Below are 14,463 nucleotides of genomic sequence, written 5' to 3'. Positions count from 1 at the left end.
GGGTCGGGTGACGAGCGAGGGGTGACGAGTGACGAGTCTTCTTGCCCTTCACCCGTCACTCTTTACCCATCGCTCTCTAGACCGTCCGGCGGCGCTCGGTGATGCGGGCGGCCTTGCCGCGGAGGCCGCGGAGGTAGTACAGCTTGGCGCGGCGGACGCGGCCGTAGCGGACGACCTCGATCTGGGCGATCCGCGGCGACGCGAACGGGAACACGCGCTCGACACCGACGCCGTTCGAGATCTTCCGCACCGTGAACGTCTGCGCGACGCCCCCGTGCTGGATCGCGATCACGACGCCCTCGAACAGCTGGACGCGCTCCTTGTCCCCCTCGATCACGCGGACGTGGACGCGGACGGTGTCGCCGGCGGCGAAGTCGGGGTGGTCGTCGCGGAGCTGCGTGGCCTCCACGAGGCTCATGAGGTCGGTCGCCATGATGGGTGCGGGCGGGGTGGGAGGGCGCGCAGCAGAGGCGCGGTCACAAAAGCACGAAGGAGGAAACTACCGAGCGGAGCGGCCCAAAGCGGCCTCTCCACGCGTCTACCGACGTTCTTCGCTGGCCGCCCCGCCCCGCCCCGCCCCAGGCGGGGTGGCGTCGAGGAGGTCGGGCCGGCGCGCGCGCGTCCGCTCCAGGCGCTGCGCCTCGCGCCACGCCTCGACGGCCCCGTGGTCGCCGGAGCGCAGGACGGCCGGGACCTCCATGTCGCGGAACTGGGCGGGGCGGGTGTAGCTCGGCGCGTCGAGCAGCCCGTCCTGGAACGAGTCGCTCAGGGCTGAGCCGGCATCGCCCAAGACACCCGGCACGAGGCGCGCGACGGCGTCGATAAGGACGAGCGCCGGCAGCTCGCCGCCCGAGAGCACGTAGTCGCCGACCGACACCTCGCGCGTGACGAGCGCGTCGCGGACCCGCTGGTCGACGTTCTTGTAGTGGCCGGCGATGAGCAGGAGCCGCTCGCACAGTGAGAACGCGTTCGCCGTCGGCTGGTCGAACGTCTCGCCGTCCGGCGTCAGGAACACGACCTCGTCGTAGGGGCCGTGCTGGGCCTGGAGCGCCTCGACGCATGCGAACAGCGGCTCGGGCTTGAGCACCATCCCGCCCATCCCGCCGTACGGGATGTCGTCGATCTGCCGGTGCCGGCCCTCGGCGTAGTCGCGGAGGTCGTGGACCTCGACGGTCACGAGCCCTTTGTCCTGCGCCCGCTTCAGGATCGAGTGCTCCAGCGGGCTCCGCACGAGGTCGGGGAGGGCCGTGACGAGGTCGAAACGCATGGGGAACGCTAAATGCTGAACGGCGAGCGACGAAGGGAATGCCTCTTTCCTTCAGCATTCAGCGTTCGTCGTTCAGCGTTCAAAAGAGCCCTTCGGGCGGGCGGACGTAGAGGCGGCGGGCGTCGAGGTCCAGGCGGTCGACGAACTCGTCGACGTCGGGGAGCAGGACTTCCGTCCCGTCCGGGCGCTGGATGGCGAAGAGGAGCTGGGCGCCCTCGTAGAGGTCGCGGACCGTGCCCACGGGCTCGCCCACCACCCCGCCCTCGCCGTCCACGACGACCACCTCCAGGCCGACGAGGTCATGGAGGAACGCCTCGCCCTCTTCGAGGGCGGGAAGGTCGTCGGCGTCGGCGTAGAGCTCGCGGCCGACGAGGTCCTCGGCCCCCTCGCGCGTGTCGACGCCGTCGAGCGTGAGGAGCACGACGGTCCGCCCCTTCGGGTACTGGAACCGGACGCCCTCGACCGTGACCTCGCGCGCGGCCTCGGGGCTCTCACCGACGAACAGCCGGTCGAGCAGCGCCAGCCGGTTCGGGTCGTCGGTCTCGGGGAACACCTTCATCTCGCCGCGCACGCCGTGCGGGCGGCCGATGCGGCCCATGAGGAGGAGACGGTCGGGGTCGACGGGCATGGCGGAGAAACGTCGGGCGAGGTCGAGAAGGCGCCACCCCGCCCCCGGCGGGCGGGGCGGGGCGGCCGGCGTGGGTGGCCGGAACGCGCGGGCGGGGCGGACGCCGTGCCCACCCCGCCCGCGGCGGTCCTATTCGGGAGAGGGCTTAGGCGCTCTTGGCGTCCTCCTCCGGCGGCGCGTCGCCCGAGGGCTCGGCGCCGGACGTGCCTTCGGGCGCCGTCGCGAGGCCCTCGGCCTGCTTGGCAGGCGCGCCCTCTGCGGCGCCGGCCGAGGCCTGGTCGGCCACGTCCGCGCCCGTGTCGGCGGCGACGTCCTCGGACTCGGTCTCGGCGACGGCCGGCTGCTCCTCGGCGGCGTCGGGCGCCTCGGGGGCGACCTCGGCGGCCGTGGCGGCGGCCGCGGCGGCGTCGCCGCCCTCGGCCTCGGCGTCCGCGAGGCGGTCGGCCGTGTCGTTGTCGCCGTCGGCCTGGCTCGACGTCTGCGGCACGGGCTCGCCCTCGACGACGGCGTCAGGCGTCTCGCTCGCCCCGCCCTCGGCGGCGGGCTGGTCGGCGGCCGTCGTCAGCGCTTCGGAATCGGCGGCGTCGGCGGTCGCGGCGGCGCGGGCCTCCTCGGCGGCGGCACGCTCGGCGGCCTCGGCCTCCTCGCGCTCCCGCTGGAGCTCGGCCTCGCGCTCGGCGCGCTCCTTGGCGATCTCGGCCGCCCGCTCCTTGGCCTGCGTCCGCTCGGCCTCCAGGGCCTCGGCGCGGCGCTCGGCCCGCGTCTTCGTCGTCGGCTGCGCCCCGTCGCGGCGCTCGCGGAACTCGGCCACCTGCTGCTCAATGGCCTCGGGCTCCTCGCCCCGCCGCGTCAGCGCCCACCGGAGCAGGACGCCCTCCTTCTGGAGCAGGTTGCGGACCGTGTGCGACGGCTGGGCGCCCTGGCCGAGCCAGTACACCACGCGCTCGGCGTCGAGCTTGACGACGGCCGGCTCGGCGACGGGCTCGTAGCGGCCGAGGTCTTCGATAAAGCGGCCGTCGCGGGGCGAGCGGCTGTCGGTGGCGACGAGGCCGTAGACGGGCAGCTTGCGGCGGCCCATGCGGCGGAAACGGAGCTTGACGGACATTCTCGGGTACGGGTACTAGGTACGAGGTACGGGTGAGTGAGGGGCCGCCGGGGTGTACCTCGTACCCCGTACCCCGTACCGACCGGCGCTAGCGGCCGGTCAACAGTTGGGTGGGGTCGACGGCTCGGCCCTTGCCTTGGAGCTTCGACATCGTCTTCATCATCTTCTTCATCTCGCGGAACTGCTTCAGGAGCGCGTTCACGTCCTGGACTTCGAGGCCGGCGCCCTGCGCCACGCGGCGGCGGCGCGAGCCGTTGAGCTTGTCGGGGTTGGCCCGCTCGAACGGCGTCATCGACTGGATGAGCGCCTCGATGTGGCGGAAGGCGTCGTCGTCGACGTCGAGCTCCTTGACGGCCCGGCCGACGCCGGGGATCATCCCCAAGAGGTCCTTCAAGGACCCCATGTTCTTGATCTTCTGGAGCTGGTCGTAGAAGTCCTGGAGGTCGAAGTCCTGCGTGCGGAACTTCCGCTGCAGCTTTTCGGCCTCCTCCTCGTCGAACTGCTCCTGGGCCTTCTCGACGAACGAGACCACGTCGCCCATGCCCAGGATGCGCTGGGCCATCCGGTCCGGGTAGAACTCGGTGAGCGCGTCGAGCTTCTCGCCCATCGACGCGAACTTGATCGGCTTCTCGACGACCGAGCGGATGGAGAGCGCCGCCCCGCCCCGCGTGTCGCCGTCGAGCTTGGTGAGGACCACGCCGTCGACGTCGAGCTGGTCGTTGAACGCCTTGGCCGTGTTGACGGCGTCCTGGCCCGTCATCGCGTCGACGACGAACAGGATCTCGTCGGGGTCCGTCTCGCGCTTGATGGCGACGACCTCCTCCATCATCGCCTCGTCGACGTGGAGCCGGCCGGCGGTGTCGATGAGGACCGTGTCGCGCCCGGTCCGCTTCGCCTCCGCGACGGCCTCGCGCGCCACGCGGACGGCGTCTTTCTCCGGCACGCCCGCGGCGTCGCGGATCGAGAAGACGGGCACCTTGACCTGGGCCGCCAGCGTCTCGAGCTGGTCGACGGCCGCCGGCCGGTACACGTCGGCCGCGGCCACGAGGGGCGAACGCCCCTTCGCCTTGAGGAACAGCGCGAGCTTGCCGACGAACGTGGTCTTGCCGGCGCCCTGGAGCCCGGCGACCAGGATGACGGTCGGCGGCTTCTTGGCCTTGTTGAGGTCGACGTGGACGTCGCCCAGGAGGTAGACGAGCTCGTCGTGGATGGCCTTCACGAACTGCTGCCCCGGGTTGACGGCCTGGAGCACCTTCTCGTCCGTGACCGTCTCCTTCACCTTGTTGGTGAAGTCCTTGGCGACCTGGTAGTTGACGTCGGCGTCGAGGAGCGCGCGGCGGACCTCGCGCATCGTCTCGGCGATGTTGAGCTCGTTGATGCGGCCCTCGCCCTTCACGTTCTTGAGGGCGGCGTCGAGCTTGTCGGACAGCGTATCGAACATTCGGTGTGTGCCGGGTGGGACGGGTGGGGGCCGCGGGCGCCGGAGGGCGCGGGCGGGGACGGGGCGGAGCTGCGGGGCGCCACAGGTCGCTAACCCAGGGGCTCCACCGTTTCAGCTGTGGCCCGCGTCCGGGTGTCCGGGACGAGGCAGACCGCCAAGGTAGAAAAGCGGGCGGGGCGGGGCGGTGAAGCGAACGGGGAGAGTGGCGGGCAGCGGGCAGCGGGCAGCGGGCAGCGGGCAGCGGGCAGCGGGCAGAAGGTGCGCCACCCCGCCCCCGGCGTGGCGGGGAGGCCGTCGTAGCGGCGTTGTATGCAACGCCGTCGGGCAACGCCGTCCGGCCGGGGCGCCCGGGCGTAACGGGCGGGGCGGATCCGTAGGGACACCACGCGTGGTGTCCGCCTGGGGCACGACGCACCGCCCCGCCCAGGCGGTCGTCGGCGGGCGGGGCGGCTACGGGCACGGCGCCGCCGTTCAGGACCGCCCCGCCCTCGGCGGACACGACGAGCCGTGTCCGACGGGTGTCTGTTGTGGGCGGGGTGGGACACGTCCAGACCGCCCCGCTCGCATCGTCCGCCACCCCGCCCGCGGCGGGGGCGGGGCGACCCACCGGAGGCGGACGGCTAACGGCCCGCCGCGAGCGCGTCGAACGCGGCCGTGCGCCGGAGGTCGGCGTCGAGGAGGAACGAGTTGGGGTGGGCGATGTCCGCGCCCCGCTCCTCGACGAGCTTGAAGAAGTACGCCCGCTCGATCCCCATCCGGTCCAGCGTGCGGACGTACTCGCGCACGCGGTCGGCCCGGAAGGCCTCGCCGCCGGGCTCGAGCGTGGGGTGCGGCCCACCGAACTCGCTCGCGACGAACGCCACCCCGCCCGGGTCGCGGCCGGCCTCGCGGAGCACCTGCTCGACGGCCTCGCGGTAGGCGGGCCAGTTCCACACGTCGTCGTAGAGGTGCAGGTCGACGGCGTCGTAGCGCACGCCGCCGAAGACGGCGCCGAACGCGGCGAGCGTGGCCGGCCCGTCGCGGCGCGCGGCGGCGACCTCCTCGGGCGTGTACTGCGGGCCGCCCTCGAACACCACGTTCTCGATCCGCCCCTGGAGGAGGGCGAGGGTGTGGAGCCCGCCGATCGGGACCGAGCCCAACACCACCTCGGGCCGCCCGTCCGGCGGGAGCCGCTGGACCTCGTCGTAGAGCACGTTCGACCAGCGGACGAACGCCGCGACGTCGCCGCCGGCGTAGCGATCGACCTCGACGGTCCACTCGTTCCCGAACTGGACCGCCGCCACCCCGCCCCCGACGCGCGCCAGCAGCTCGCGGACGTAGGCCCGGAACTCGGCCTCCTGCTCGTCGGGCGGCAGCGCGCCGAGCCAGTCCGGCATCCCCTTCAGGTCCAGCGTGAGGAACACCTCGACGCCGGCGTCTGCCAAAGCTGAGACGCGGGCCTCCAGCGGCCCCCACACGAAGCGGTCCCGCTCGGGCTCGCGGAACGCCCACCGCTGCCCCAGCCGGACGTGCCGGACGCCCAGCGCGTCGAGCTGCGCGAGCGTGAACGCCCGCTCCTCCGCGTCGGCGACCGGGGGGAACGCGACGCCGAGCGCCAGGTCTTCGGCACCGGCGGTTTCGGGAGCGTGCGTCGAGCACGCGCCGAGCGCGAGGAGGGCGGCGAGCACGAGTCGCATGGGGGCGGGGCGGACCCGGCGGGGACCCGACAAGTACGGCGCGCGGGCGGGGCGGCGCAACCGCCCCGCCCCGTGCGTTATTTGCCCCTCCCCCACTCCACCCCGCCCATGCCGACCGACCCCTGGTGGGACATCGCCCTCGACCCCGACGACCGCGCCGCCGACAACCGGCTCCACGCCGACGGCGCCCCGCTCGTGGGCGGGGTGGACGCCGACGGCCGACCGGACCTGGACTACGCCGGCTACCTCCGGCTCGACCTGTTGCTCGGCGCCCAGCGGCCGGCGTCGTCGGTGCCGGACGAGCGCGTGTTCGTCGTCGTGCACCAGCTGTGCGAGCTCGTGTTCAAGCAGATGGTGTTCGACCTCGCCGTCGTCGCCGGGACGCTGGAGCGGGCCGCCGCCGCGGACGACGCCCAGGCGCTCGCGCTCGCCGAGGGGCGCGTGGACGACCCCGACTCCGCGACGGCCGCCTTCTGGCGCCCCGCGATCACGGCGTCGAACCGGCTCCGCCACGCCGCGCGCCGCATCCTGCCGCCGGTGATGGAGCTGATGAGCGCGAACGACGAGGACGACGTCCTCTTCTCGCGCGTCGAGTTCGGCCTCTTCCGTGCCCACCTCACGCCGTCGAGCGGGTTCCAGACGGCCCAGCTCCGCCTTATCCAGCGGGCGCTCGCAAAGGGGCCGCTCCTCGACCTCCGCGTGTTCCCCGGCGCCGCCTACCAGAGCGGATCGCAAGCGGGCGGGGCGGCCCAGAGCCCGTGCGGCCACGTCGCCCTGGCCGACCCTACGGTGCTCCGGGGCGGGGCGGAGACCGCGACGCCGCCCTCTAGCCACCCCGCCACGCTCGCCACGCGCCTCGACGGCGCGGCCCACGCGCTCCTCGCTCGGCTCGCCGACCTCGCACCCGAGTCCGCCCCGCCCGCTGGCGGTCCGCCCCGCCCCATCGACGCGGCCGACGTGGACCGGGCCGTCGACCGCTTCCGCGCCACGCTCGGCCCCGACGCCGAGGGCGGGGCGGTGGCCGACTTCCGCGACGACCTGGAGCGGGCGGCGGCCGCCGAGAACGAGCGCCGCGCCGGCCTCGGCCCGGCCCGTGCCGGCGCCCGCGCGCTCGTGGAGACGGCGCCGCGCAGCGCGCTCGCCCACGTCTTAGCGCGCGTGGTCGCTCTCGACGACGCGCTCCACGCCCCGGCCGACTCGTTCCTGACGGTCCACCGCCGGACCGTCCGCCGCCACGTCGAGGACGGCAGCGGCACGGGCGGCGGCGGCATGCCGTACCTCGTGACGAGCCAGCGCTACCTGCTCCCGCTGTTCCCGGCGCTCGTGGGCTTCAGAGGGATAGAGGGATGAGAGGTATGGAGGGATGGGCAGACAGACCTCCACCGCCCCGCCCCAGTGAGCGTCTTCCGCCCCGCCCTCGGTGGGGGCCTTCCACCCCGCCCCCTCATCCCTCGCCATCCCTCCATCCCCCATCCCTCTCCCGAATCAGGTCCATCGTCTCGACGGCGTGGCGGAGGTGCGGGATCACGATGCTGCCGCCGACGACGAGGGCCACGTTGAGGGCGTCCTCGACCTCGGCCTCGGACCAGCCGGCCTCGGCGCACTGCTCCAAGTGGTAGTCGATGCAGTCGTTGCAGCGGAGGACGGCGCTCGCCACGAGCCCGAGGAGCTCTTTGGTCTTGCCGTCCAGCGCCCCGTCGCGGTAGGCGGCCGAGTCGAGGTTGAAAAAGCGCTTGATGCCCAGGTGCGAGCCCTCGTCGAGGATGCGCGCGTTCATCCGGGCGCGGTAGGCGTCGAAGCGGTCGAGGCGGGACTCGGCGGGCGGGGTGGCGTCGGACATGTCGGGTAGCGGAAATGTGGCCGCCGAGAAAGCGGCGTGGCGCGAGCGGTTCCGCGCCGCGCGGCGCGCGCTCCCGGCCGAGGCCCGCGCCGCGGCGTCGGCGGCCGTCTGCGCCCGCGTGCTCGCGCTCCCCGAAATCCAGGCCGCGGGCACCGTCCACGCCTTCTGGCCGCTCGCGGACGAGGTCGACCTCCGCCCCGCCCTCGCCGTGCTCCGCGAGCGGGGCGTGGTCGTGGCGCTGCCGGTCGTCGCCGGGCCGCGGCGGCTGGTGCACCGGGCGTTCGAGGGCGAGGGCGCGCTGCGGGCGGGACGGTGGGGGACGCGCGAGCCGGCGCCCTCGGCGCCCGACGTCCGCCCCGCGGCCCTCGACGTGGTCCTCGTGCCGGGCCTCGCGTTCGGGCGCGACGGGAGCCGGCTGGGCTACGGCGGCGGGTTCTACGACGCGTTCCTCGCCCAGACGCCGGCCCTGCGCGTGGGCGTGGGCGGGGCGGCGTCGCTGGTCGCGTCCGTCCCCACGGAACCCCACGACGCGCGCCTCGACGCGGTCGTCACCGACGCCGAGGTGGTGCGCGTCGCGGGGCGGGGTCACCCGTAGCACGCGGAGCGCCCGCCCCGTAACCCTGGGCGGGGCGGGCCGTAGGTTGGCAGGCCTCCCCCCCGCCCCGCCCTCTGGGTCCGCCCCGCCATGCCCACCCGCCAACGCCGCCGGCCGCGCCAGGACGACACCCTCGACGACGAGTTCTCGTCCATCACCGACGAGGACGTCGAGGCGTACATGGCCGAGCAGGACCTGGAGGAGGAGGCCGAGGCGGAGTCGGGCTTCTGGAACCTCCAGACGGCGTCGGGGATGGGGCTCATCGGGCTCGGGGCGCTCTACAGCCTCCAGCAGATCGGGATTCTCGAGGTGGGGAGCGACGTGCTGGTCCAGCTGGTCCAGGTGCTCCCGGTCTTCGCGGCCGTCCTCATCATGCTCACCGGGTTCGGCGTGCTCTCGTGGAGCCCGGCCGCGCGGCGGCGCAAGAAGGCGCGGCGGGCGGCCCAGAAGCGGAAGGCCCAGCGGCGGAAGGCCCAGCGCAAAACGCTCGGGCGCGAGCCGCGCCCCGACGCCGCGGGCCGCCGCGCGTCCGAGGCGTTCGCGCAGGCCGAGAGCGCGCTCCGTGGGGCGGGGCGGACGGCCAGCCGGGCCACGGCCGAGGCCCGCGAGCGCCGCGCGGGCGCCCGCCGCGCCGGCCACGAGCGGCTGGCCAAGGACCGCCGCAACCGGAAGATCTCGGGCGTGGCCGCGGGCATGGCCAACTACTTCGGCCTCGACCCGACGGTCGTCCGCATCGCGTGGGTCGCCGCCGCCATCTTCTCGAGTAGCGCCGCGATCGTCCCCTACATCCTGCTCGCGATGATCCTCCCCAACGAGGAGCCCCTCGGGCGGGGCGGCGACGACGACCCCGTCGTCCGCGTGACGGGCGACTGACGGGGCACGCCACGGCGGCCGGCCCGCCCCCGCCCCGCCCGTAGCTTCGGCGGTCCCCCCGGCCGCCCATGCTCCCGATCCCGCTCGCGCGGCTCCGCCCCGCCCTCGCTCTCGTCCTCGCCCTGCTCGCCGCCGGCCCGGTGCGGGCGCAGCGCGAGGGGCTCCTCGACGTCGGGAGCCCGCTCTCCGACCTCCTCGAACGACAGGCCGCCGCCGGCCACCTGGGCACGTCGGTCGGCCTCCTTCCGATCTCGGCGGCCGAGGGCGCCGTCCTGCTCGACACGCTCGCGGCGAGGGCGCTCCGGGGCGAGGTGGCGCTGTCGCGGGCCGACGCCGAGCTCCTGGCCCGCTACCAGGGGCGGAGCCCGGCGACCGCGTTCGGCCGGCGCGCCCCGCTCGGGCTCTACGCCGACGGCGTCTCGCCGGTCTCGTACCAAGGCGACGGCTACGCCTTCGAGGCGAGCCCGCTCCTCTACCTCGCCGCCGGGCCGACGCGGCGCACGGCGGTCGCCGGACGCGACGGGAGCGGCCTCGTCTACCAGAACTCGCGGGGCCTCCGCGTGGCCGGACACCTGGGCCGGCTCTTTTTCGAGAGCCGCGCGCTCGAAAACCAGCGCCGCCCCGCCCTCCTCGACTACAGCGTGCCCCGGCGGACCACGCCGCGGCTCGGGTTCGTCAAGCTGTCCGGCGGCGACACCTACGACTACTTCTCGGCCGAGGGCGTGGTCGGGTACCGCGACCGCTTCGTCGAGGCCCGGTTCGGGCGGACGCGGAACCGCTGGGGGCCGGGCCAGGGCACGCTCTTCCTCTCCGACTACGCGGCCCCGTACGACCACCTCCAGCTCCGCGCGAGCGCCGGCCCGGTCCGCTACGCGTCCACGTTCGCCCGGTTTACCACGCCCGACCGCAGCGCGATCGGGGGCGACGGCGTGCTGCCGTCGAAGTACGGCGCGTTCCACCAGTTGACGCTGACGGTCGGGCGCGTGGAGCTCGAAGCGTTCGAGGCCGTCGTCTTCCACGACGATACGCTCAACGGGAACCGCTCGGGCTTCGAGATCGGCTACCTCAACCCGGTCATCTTCTACCGCTCGGTCGAGAGCGAATTGGGGAGCGGCGACAACGCGCTCATCGGCCTGGGCGGGGCGGTCCGGCCCGTCGACGGGGTCCAGGCATACGGCCAGGTGCTCATCGACGAGTTCGTCGCGCGGACGTTCTTCGAGGACGCGTGGACGAACAAGTGGGGCCTCCTGGCCGGCGTCCACGCCGTCGACCTCGTGCCCGGACTCGAAGCGCGGGCCGAGTACGCGCGGCTCCGGCCGTACCTCTACGGCCACCGGACCGAGGCCAGCGCCTACGTCCACTACAACGACGTGCTGGGCCACCCCGCCGGACCGAACGCTTCGGACGCCGCCGTTTTTCTCCGCTACCGGCCGTCCGCCGCCGTCACGGCCGCGCTCAACGTGGCGCGCACGCGGCGCGGCCGCGACCCCGACTCGGTCTACGTCGGGGCCGACCCGCGCGTCCCTTACACGAACCGCGTCTCAGACGTGGCGCCGACGCTCGACGGCGTCGCCCAGACCGAGTGGCTCGTCGAGGCGCGCCTGGGCTACGAGGTGCTCCCGCGGCTCGTGGTCGAGGGCGCCGCCGTGTACCAGTCGCTCGACGACGCCGAGCGCGGCCGCGACCGGGCGCTGACGGGGCTCCTCCAGCTCCGGTGGGGGCTCCCGTTCCGCAGCGAGCGGTTCTGACCGCCCCGCCCCGCCCACGGTGGGCGGGGCGGTCGCGTTACCCCGGCGGGCGGGGCGGCGGCCTGGGCGTCCCGCCCCGACTCCCATGCGCGCCGCTCCGTTCGCCCTCCTCCTCTTTACCGGCTGCGCCACGCCCGAGGCCGCCCGGACCGTCGTTGGCAACGCCGCCCCGCTCTCGGACACGGCGTACCCCGCCCTCGCCGCCGACGCGCCCGTCACCGTCACGACCGGCGACGCCCCGGGCCCCTACGAGGAGCTCGCCGTCCTCGTCGTCGGCCCCGGGCGCAGCCTGTCCGACGCCGAGGAGATGGCCGTCATGCACGCGCGGCTCCGCAGGGAGGCCCGCCGGCTCGGCGCGCAGGCCGTCGTCCGCGTGGCCTACCACAACCTCGGCGAGAACGGCACGAAGGCCACGGGCACGGCCGTCCGGCTCCTCGACCGCTGACCGCCCCGCCCGCGGCGAGCGGGGCGGGGCGGGGCGGGGCGGGGCGGGGCGGGGCGGGGCGGGGCGGGGCGGGGCGGGGCGGGGCGGGGCGGGGCGGCAAAAAAAACGGGCCGCCCCCGACGTGAGAGCGGCCCGCGAGGCCTGCGAGGGCGGGGCGGTTAGCCCTCGACCTGCTCGTGGCTCCACGCCTCCTGCGTCGCGCGGACGGCCTGGGCGCCGACGGACGCGTCGATGGCCTTGTCCTGGTCTGCCATCTCGGCGGCGACGACGACGCAGATGGCCTTCGAGATGTCGACGAGGATCGGCGTGAGGTCCTTGAGGTTGCGGAGCGCGAGCTGCGCGAGCTCGTCGGCCTTGAGCGCGAGGGCCGACGTGTACAGCATGTGGTAGCTGATGGCCGCCAAGCTCGTCGCCGTGTAGTCGTCGCGGAGCATCCGCGAGACCTGGTCCGTGTCGCGGATCTGGTCGTAGAGCCCCGCGGCCACGCCGAGCGCGCTCGTCACGGCCTCCTTCACGGCCTCCTTGACGCCCCCGTCGTTCGTCTTCTCGTTGTACTGCTCGAGCGAGCGGACGTGGTTCTGGAGCGTCGTCTTGAGCGACGTGATGACGCGGACGGCCTCGGGGTACTTCGACGTGGTGTCCTCACCGAGCTGGCGCTCGACGGCCTCGAGAATGTGCTTCTCGACACCGTGCATATCGGTGACATAGTTGTTGATGACGTCGTTGCGGTCCTTCATGGGGAGGGGTGGGTATAGAGGGGAAATGGGTCCGTTGTGGACGGCGAGGCCACCCCGCCCGTTCCTCTCCCTGGGGGGACTTCACACGCCGGCCGGGGTCTTCCCGAGGGTCCCGTCGGGGAGCGTCCCGGCGACGACGACGTGGAGGTCGGACGGCCGGAGGTGGCGTCGGACGGCGGCGTCGACCTCGCCCACGGTGAGGGCCGAGACGAGGGTCGGGTAGCGGTCGAGGTAGTCCACGTCGAACCCGCGCTCGGCGTTGACGAGCAGCCGGGCCGCCACCCCGCCCGTCGTCGCGAGCGAGACCACGTGCTGGCCGGCCAGCGTCGTCCGCGTCTGGGCGAGGGCCTCCTCGGTGAGCCCGTCGGCGACGAACCCCTCGACCTCGGCGCGCGTGGCCGCGATGCCGCGATCGAGGTTCTCCTGGCTCAGCGTGACGGCCACGTAGACGCGCCCGTCGTGGCGCGTCGAGACGGACCCGAGCGAGGCGCTCACCCCGTACGTCAGCCCCTGCTCGTCGCGGACGGTCTGCATGAGGCGGCCCGAGAAGTTGCCGCCGAGCGCGAACACGCCGGCGTAGGTCGCCAGAAAGTCGGGGTCGTCGCGGCGGAGCGCGACGGCGTGGCCCAGCCGGACGTCCAGGTTCCGGCGGTCGGCCATCTCGACGTCCGTCCGCCCGGGCTGGGCGGGGCGGGCCGTGTCCTCGAAGGTCGGCGCCGACGCCGTCCGCGCCCAGTCGTCGAAGGCCGCGCCCGCGGCGGCCTCGGCCGCGGCCACGTCGAGGTCGCCCACGACGGCCAGCGTCAGCCCGGTCGAGCCCACGTGGGCCGCGTGGTACGCCCGGACGTCGTCGGGGCGGAGCGCTTCGAGCCGGGCCATCTCGTCGTCGGGGTCGAGCACGTAGTCCGGGTGGGCCGGCCCGAACAGGCGCCGCGCGAGCGTCCCCGACGCCTGCGTGCCCGTCGACTCGCGCGAGCGGCGGACGCTGGCGGTGGCCCGGCGCACGGCCTTTTCGACCTCGTCGTCGCTCAGGGCCGGCTCGCGGAGCTCCTCGGCGACGACGCCGAGCACGTGCGCGAGGTCGTCCCGGAGCGCCCGTCCCGAGAACCCGACGCGGAGGCCGTCGGAGTAGAACGCGACCTGGGCGCCCCGCCCCTCGAGGTCCTCGGCGATCTCGAAGCGGCCGCGCCGGCGCGTCCCCTTGTCGAGGGCCTGGGTCATGAGCGACTGCACGAGGTCGTCGGCCGCGCCGAGGTCGGGGCCGGACTCGAACGAGCCCCGGAAGCTGACGACGTCGCGGACGCCGGTGGGGAGCAGGAGGAGCCGGGCGGGGCCGGCGGCCGTGTCGTGGACGCGCGAGGCGAGGGTGGGGTCGGGCAACGGGGTGGCGGGTGTGGGCGGGGCGGTCACACGTCGCGCCCCGCCCCCAGGGTCCGAGCGGCGAGCGGCAGATGCCCACCCCGCCCACGCGGCGCACGGGCGGGGCGGGCGACCGGAACTCCACGCGGGGTGTCGTCGGGCGGGGCGGGCGCCGTGCCATGCGACGACGCAGGCGGGGCGGTAGCGGGTGGCTCAGAGGCCGCCCCGCCCCGCTACGAGCGCGCCCTGCGGCCGAGGCCCGTGGCGCGCGAGACGCCGAGCGCCACCATGAACCCGGTCCACGCCACCGCGAGCGCTACGTACAGCAACGGGACGCCCGCGTTCGGCCCCCACGTCTCGGCTACGACTATGGCCAGCCCAAGCCCGTTGTACGCCGCCGACAGCCACCAGAACCAGGCGGGCCGCGGAGGCCGCGCGCCCACGAACCCCGACCGCCAGTACCCCACGAGGAGGTAGAACCCGACGAGGGGGAGCGCGATCGCAGCGGCACTCGCAACGGCCTCGTCGTTGGCCTGCCACGAAGAGTCCCACAGGACCGACACGATGAAGGCGAAGCCCACGGCTCCAGGAACGGCCAGGAGGAGGCTGCCCAACGCCGCGACGAAGAGCGGGAGGTCGAACGACGACCGCCCCGCCCCGGGAGCGCCGCCGGCCGGCGGGTGCGTGCCGTGCGTGTCCATGTGTGGCCGCGAGAAGGTCCCGAACGCCACCCCGCCCCGCGGGGGCGG

General features: G+C 74.5%; 15 protein-coding genes. 5 read left to right on the top strand and 10 right to left on the bottom strand.

Annotation, left to right across the window (positions count from 1 at the left end):
* Positions 1 to 76 precede the first annotated feature (76 nt).
* From rplS to RM540_RS02540, 6 genes are all read right to left on the bottom strand, one after another.
* Complete coding sequence (gene rplS, locus RM540_RS02565; RefSeq protein ID WP_311661847.1) at positions 77 to 433, bottom strand: 50S ribosomal protein L19; 357 nt, start codon at positions 431 to 433, stop codon at positions 77 to 79.
* A gap of 105 nt (positions 434 to 538) precedes the next feature.
* Complete coding sequence (gene trmD / locus RM540_RS02560; protein WP_311661845.1) at positions 539 to 1,267, bottom strand: tRNA (guanosine(37)-N1)-methyltransferase TrmD; 729 nt, start codon at positions 1,265 to 1,267, stop codon at positions 539 to 541.
* A gap of 79 nt (positions 1,268 to 1,346) precedes the next feature.
* Complete coding sequence (gene rimM / locus RM540_RS02555) at positions 1,347 to 1,895, bottom strand: ribosome maturation factor RimM (protein WP_311661843.1); 549 nt, start codon at positions 1,893 to 1,895, stop codon at positions 1,347 to 1,349.
* Between the two features lie 145 nt (positions 1,896 to 2,040).
* Positions 2,041 to 3,000: a 30S ribosomal protein S16 gene (gene rpsP, locus RM540_RS02550; RefSeq protein ID WP_311661841.1), complete on the bottom strand. Its 960-nt coding sequence runs from the start codon at positions 2,998 to 3,000 to the stop codon at positions 2,041 to 2,043.
* Between the two features lie 88 nt (positions 3,001 to 3,088).
* A complete protein-coding gene (gene ffh / locus RM540_RS02545; RefSeq protein ID WP_311661839.1) occupies positions 3,089 to 4,441 on the bottom strand; it encodes a signal recognition particle protein in 1,353 nt (450 codons plus the stop codon).
* 620 nt (positions 4,442 to 5,061) lie between these two features.
* Positions 5,062 to 6,117: a beta-galactosidase gene (locus RM540_RS02540; RefSeq protein WP_311661837.1), complete on the bottom strand. Its 1,056-nt coding sequence runs from the start codon at positions 6,115 to 6,117 to the stop codon at positions 5,062 to 5,064.
* Between the two features lie 108 nt (positions 6,118 to 6,225).
* Between RM540_RS02540 and RM540_RS02535 the strand changes: the two genes are divergently transcribed.
* A complete protein-coding gene (locus RM540_RS02535; RefSeq protein WP_311661835.1) occupies positions 6,226 to 7,467 on the top strand; it encodes a tryptophan 2,3-dioxygenase family protein in 1,242 nt (413 codons plus the stop codon).
* Positions 7,468 to 7,561: 94 nt separating this feature from the next.
* On the opposite strand, the gene RM540_RS02530 is transcribed toward RM540_RS02535, so the two are convergent.
* Positions 7,562 to 7,957 (bottom strand): carboxymuconolactone decarboxylase family protein, encoded by a 396-nt coding sequence (locus RM540_RS02530; protein ID WP_311661833.1) that lies wholly within the window; start codon positions 7,955 to 7,957, stop codon positions 7,562 to 7,564.
* 16 nt (positions 7,958 to 7,973) lie between these two features.
* On the opposite strand from RM540_RS02530, the gene RM540_RS02525 reads away from it, so the two are divergent.
* From RM540_RS02525 to RM540_RS02510, 4 genes are all read left to right on the top strand, one after another.
* Positions 7,974 to 8,552 (top strand): 5-formyltetrahydrofolate cyclo-ligase, encoded by a 579-nt coding sequence (locus tag RM540_RS02525; RefSeq protein ID WP_311661832.1) that lies wholly within the window; start codon positions 7,974 to 7,976, stop codon positions 8,550 to 8,552.
* A gap of 90 nt (positions 8,553 to 8,642) precedes the next feature.
* Entirely contained in the window at positions 8,643 to 9,425 is a 783-nt protein-coding gene (locus RM540_RS02520; protein WP_311661830.1) for a PspC domain-containing protein, read from the top strand.
* Positions 9,426 to 9,493: 68 nt separating this feature from the next.
* Positions 9,494 to 11,173 (top strand): hypothetical protein, encoded by a 1,680-nt coding sequence (locus RM540_RS02515; protein ID WP_311661828.1) that lies wholly within the window; start codon positions 9,494 to 9,496, stop codon positions 11,171 to 11,173.
* An 85-nt stretch (positions 11,174 to 11,258) separates the two neighbouring features.
* Positions 11,259 to 11,618 carry a hypothetical protein gene (locus tag RM540_RS02510; protein ID WP_311661826.1) on the top strand — a complete coding sequence of 120 codons (360 nt, stop codon included), beginning with the start codon at positions 11,259 to 11,261 and terminating at the stop codon, positions 11,616 to 11,618.
* Between the two features lie 158 nt (positions 11,619 to 11,776).
* Here the strand turns inward: RM540_RS02510 and RM540_RS02505 are convergent, their stop codons facing one another.
* The 3 genes from RM540_RS02505 to RM540_RS02495 all read right to left on the bottom strand — a co-directional run bounded on the left by RM540_RS02505 (position 11,777) and on the right by RM540_RS02495 (position 14,415).
* On the bottom strand, positions 11,777 to 12,355 hold the full coding sequence (locus RM540_RS02505; protein ID WP_311661824.1) for a hypothetical protein: 579 nt from the start codon (positions 12,353 to 12,355) through the stop codon (positions 11,777 to 11,779).
* Between the two features lie 81 nt (positions 12,356 to 12,436).
* A complete protein-coding gene (locus RM540_RS02500; RefSeq protein WP_311661821.1) occupies positions 12,437 to 13,735 on the bottom strand; it encodes a M16 family metallopeptidase in 1,299 nt (432 codons plus the stop codon).
* Positions 13,736 to 13,947: 212 nt separating this feature from the next.
* Positions 13,948 to 14,415 (bottom strand): hypothetical protein, encoded by a 468-nt coding sequence (locus RM540_RS02495; RefSeq protein WP_311661819.1) that lies wholly within the window; start codon positions 14,413 to 14,415, stop codon positions 13,948 to 13,950.
* Positions 14,416 to 14,463 lie beyond the last annotated feature (48 nt).

Origin of the sequence: Rubrivirga litoralis (assembly GCF_031846415.1) — a bacterium.
GTDB classification, from domain to species: Bacteria; Bacteroidota; Rhodothermia; order Rhodothermales; family Rubricoccaceae; genus Rubrivirga; species Rubrivirga litoralis.
Note: the sequence above shows the minus strand (reverse complement) of the source record. Positions and strands in the feature narration are given on the sequence as shown.

Bases quoted from the DNA above. Each gene is read 5' to 3' on its own strand.
- RM540_RS02535 (WP_311661835.1), top strand. From the start codon at position 6,226: ATGCCGACCGACCCCTGGTGGGACATCGCCCTCGACCCCGACGACCGC.
- rplS (WP_311661847.1), bottom strand. From the start codon at position 433: ATGGCGACCGACCTCATGAGCCTCGTGGAGGCCACGCAGCTCCGCGAC.
- rpsP (WP_311661841.1), bottom strand. From the start codon at position 3,000: ATGTCCGTCAAGCTCCGTTTCCGCCGCATGGGCCGCCGCAAGCTGCCC.
- RM540_RS02515 (WP_311661828.1), top strand. From the start codon at position 9,494: ATGCTCCCGATCCCGCTCGCGCGGCTCCGCCCCGCCCTCGCTCTCGTC.
- ffh (WP_311661839.1), bottom strand. From the start codon at position 4,441: ATGTTCGATACGCTGTCCGACAAGCTCGACGCCGCCCTCAAGAACGTG.
- trmD (WP_311661845.1), bottom strand. From the start codon at position 1,267: ATGCGTTTCGACCTCGTCACGGCCCTCCCCGACCTCGTGCGGAGCCCG.
- rimM (WP_311661843.1), bottom strand. From the start codon at position 1,895: ATGCCCGTCGACCCCGACCGTCTCCTCCTCATGGGCCGCATCGGCCGC.
- RM540_RS02505 (WP_311661824.1), bottom strand. From the start codon at position 12,355: ATGAAGGACCGCAACGACGTCATCAACAACTATGTCACCGATATGCAC.
- RM540_RS02520 (WP_311661830.1), top strand. From the start codon at position 8,643: ATGCCCACCCGCCAACGCCGCCGGCCGCGCCAGGACGACACCCTCGAC.
- RM540_RS02540 (WP_311661837.1), bottom strand. From the start codon at position 6,117: ATGCGACTCGTGCTCGCCGCCCTCCTCGCGCTCGGCGCGTGCTCGACG.
- RM540_RS02530 (WP_311661833.1), bottom strand. From the start codon at position 7,957: ATGTCCGACGCCACCCCGCCCGCCGAGTCCCGCCTCGACCGCTTCGAC.
- RM540_RS02495 (WP_311661819.1), bottom strand. From the start codon at position 14,415: ATGGACACGCACGGCACGCACCCGCCGGCCGGCGGCGCTCCCGGGGCG.
- RM540_RS02510 (WP_311661826.1), top strand. From the start codon at position 11,259: ATGCGCGCCGCTCCGTTCGCCCTCCTCCTCTTTACCGGCTGCGCCACG.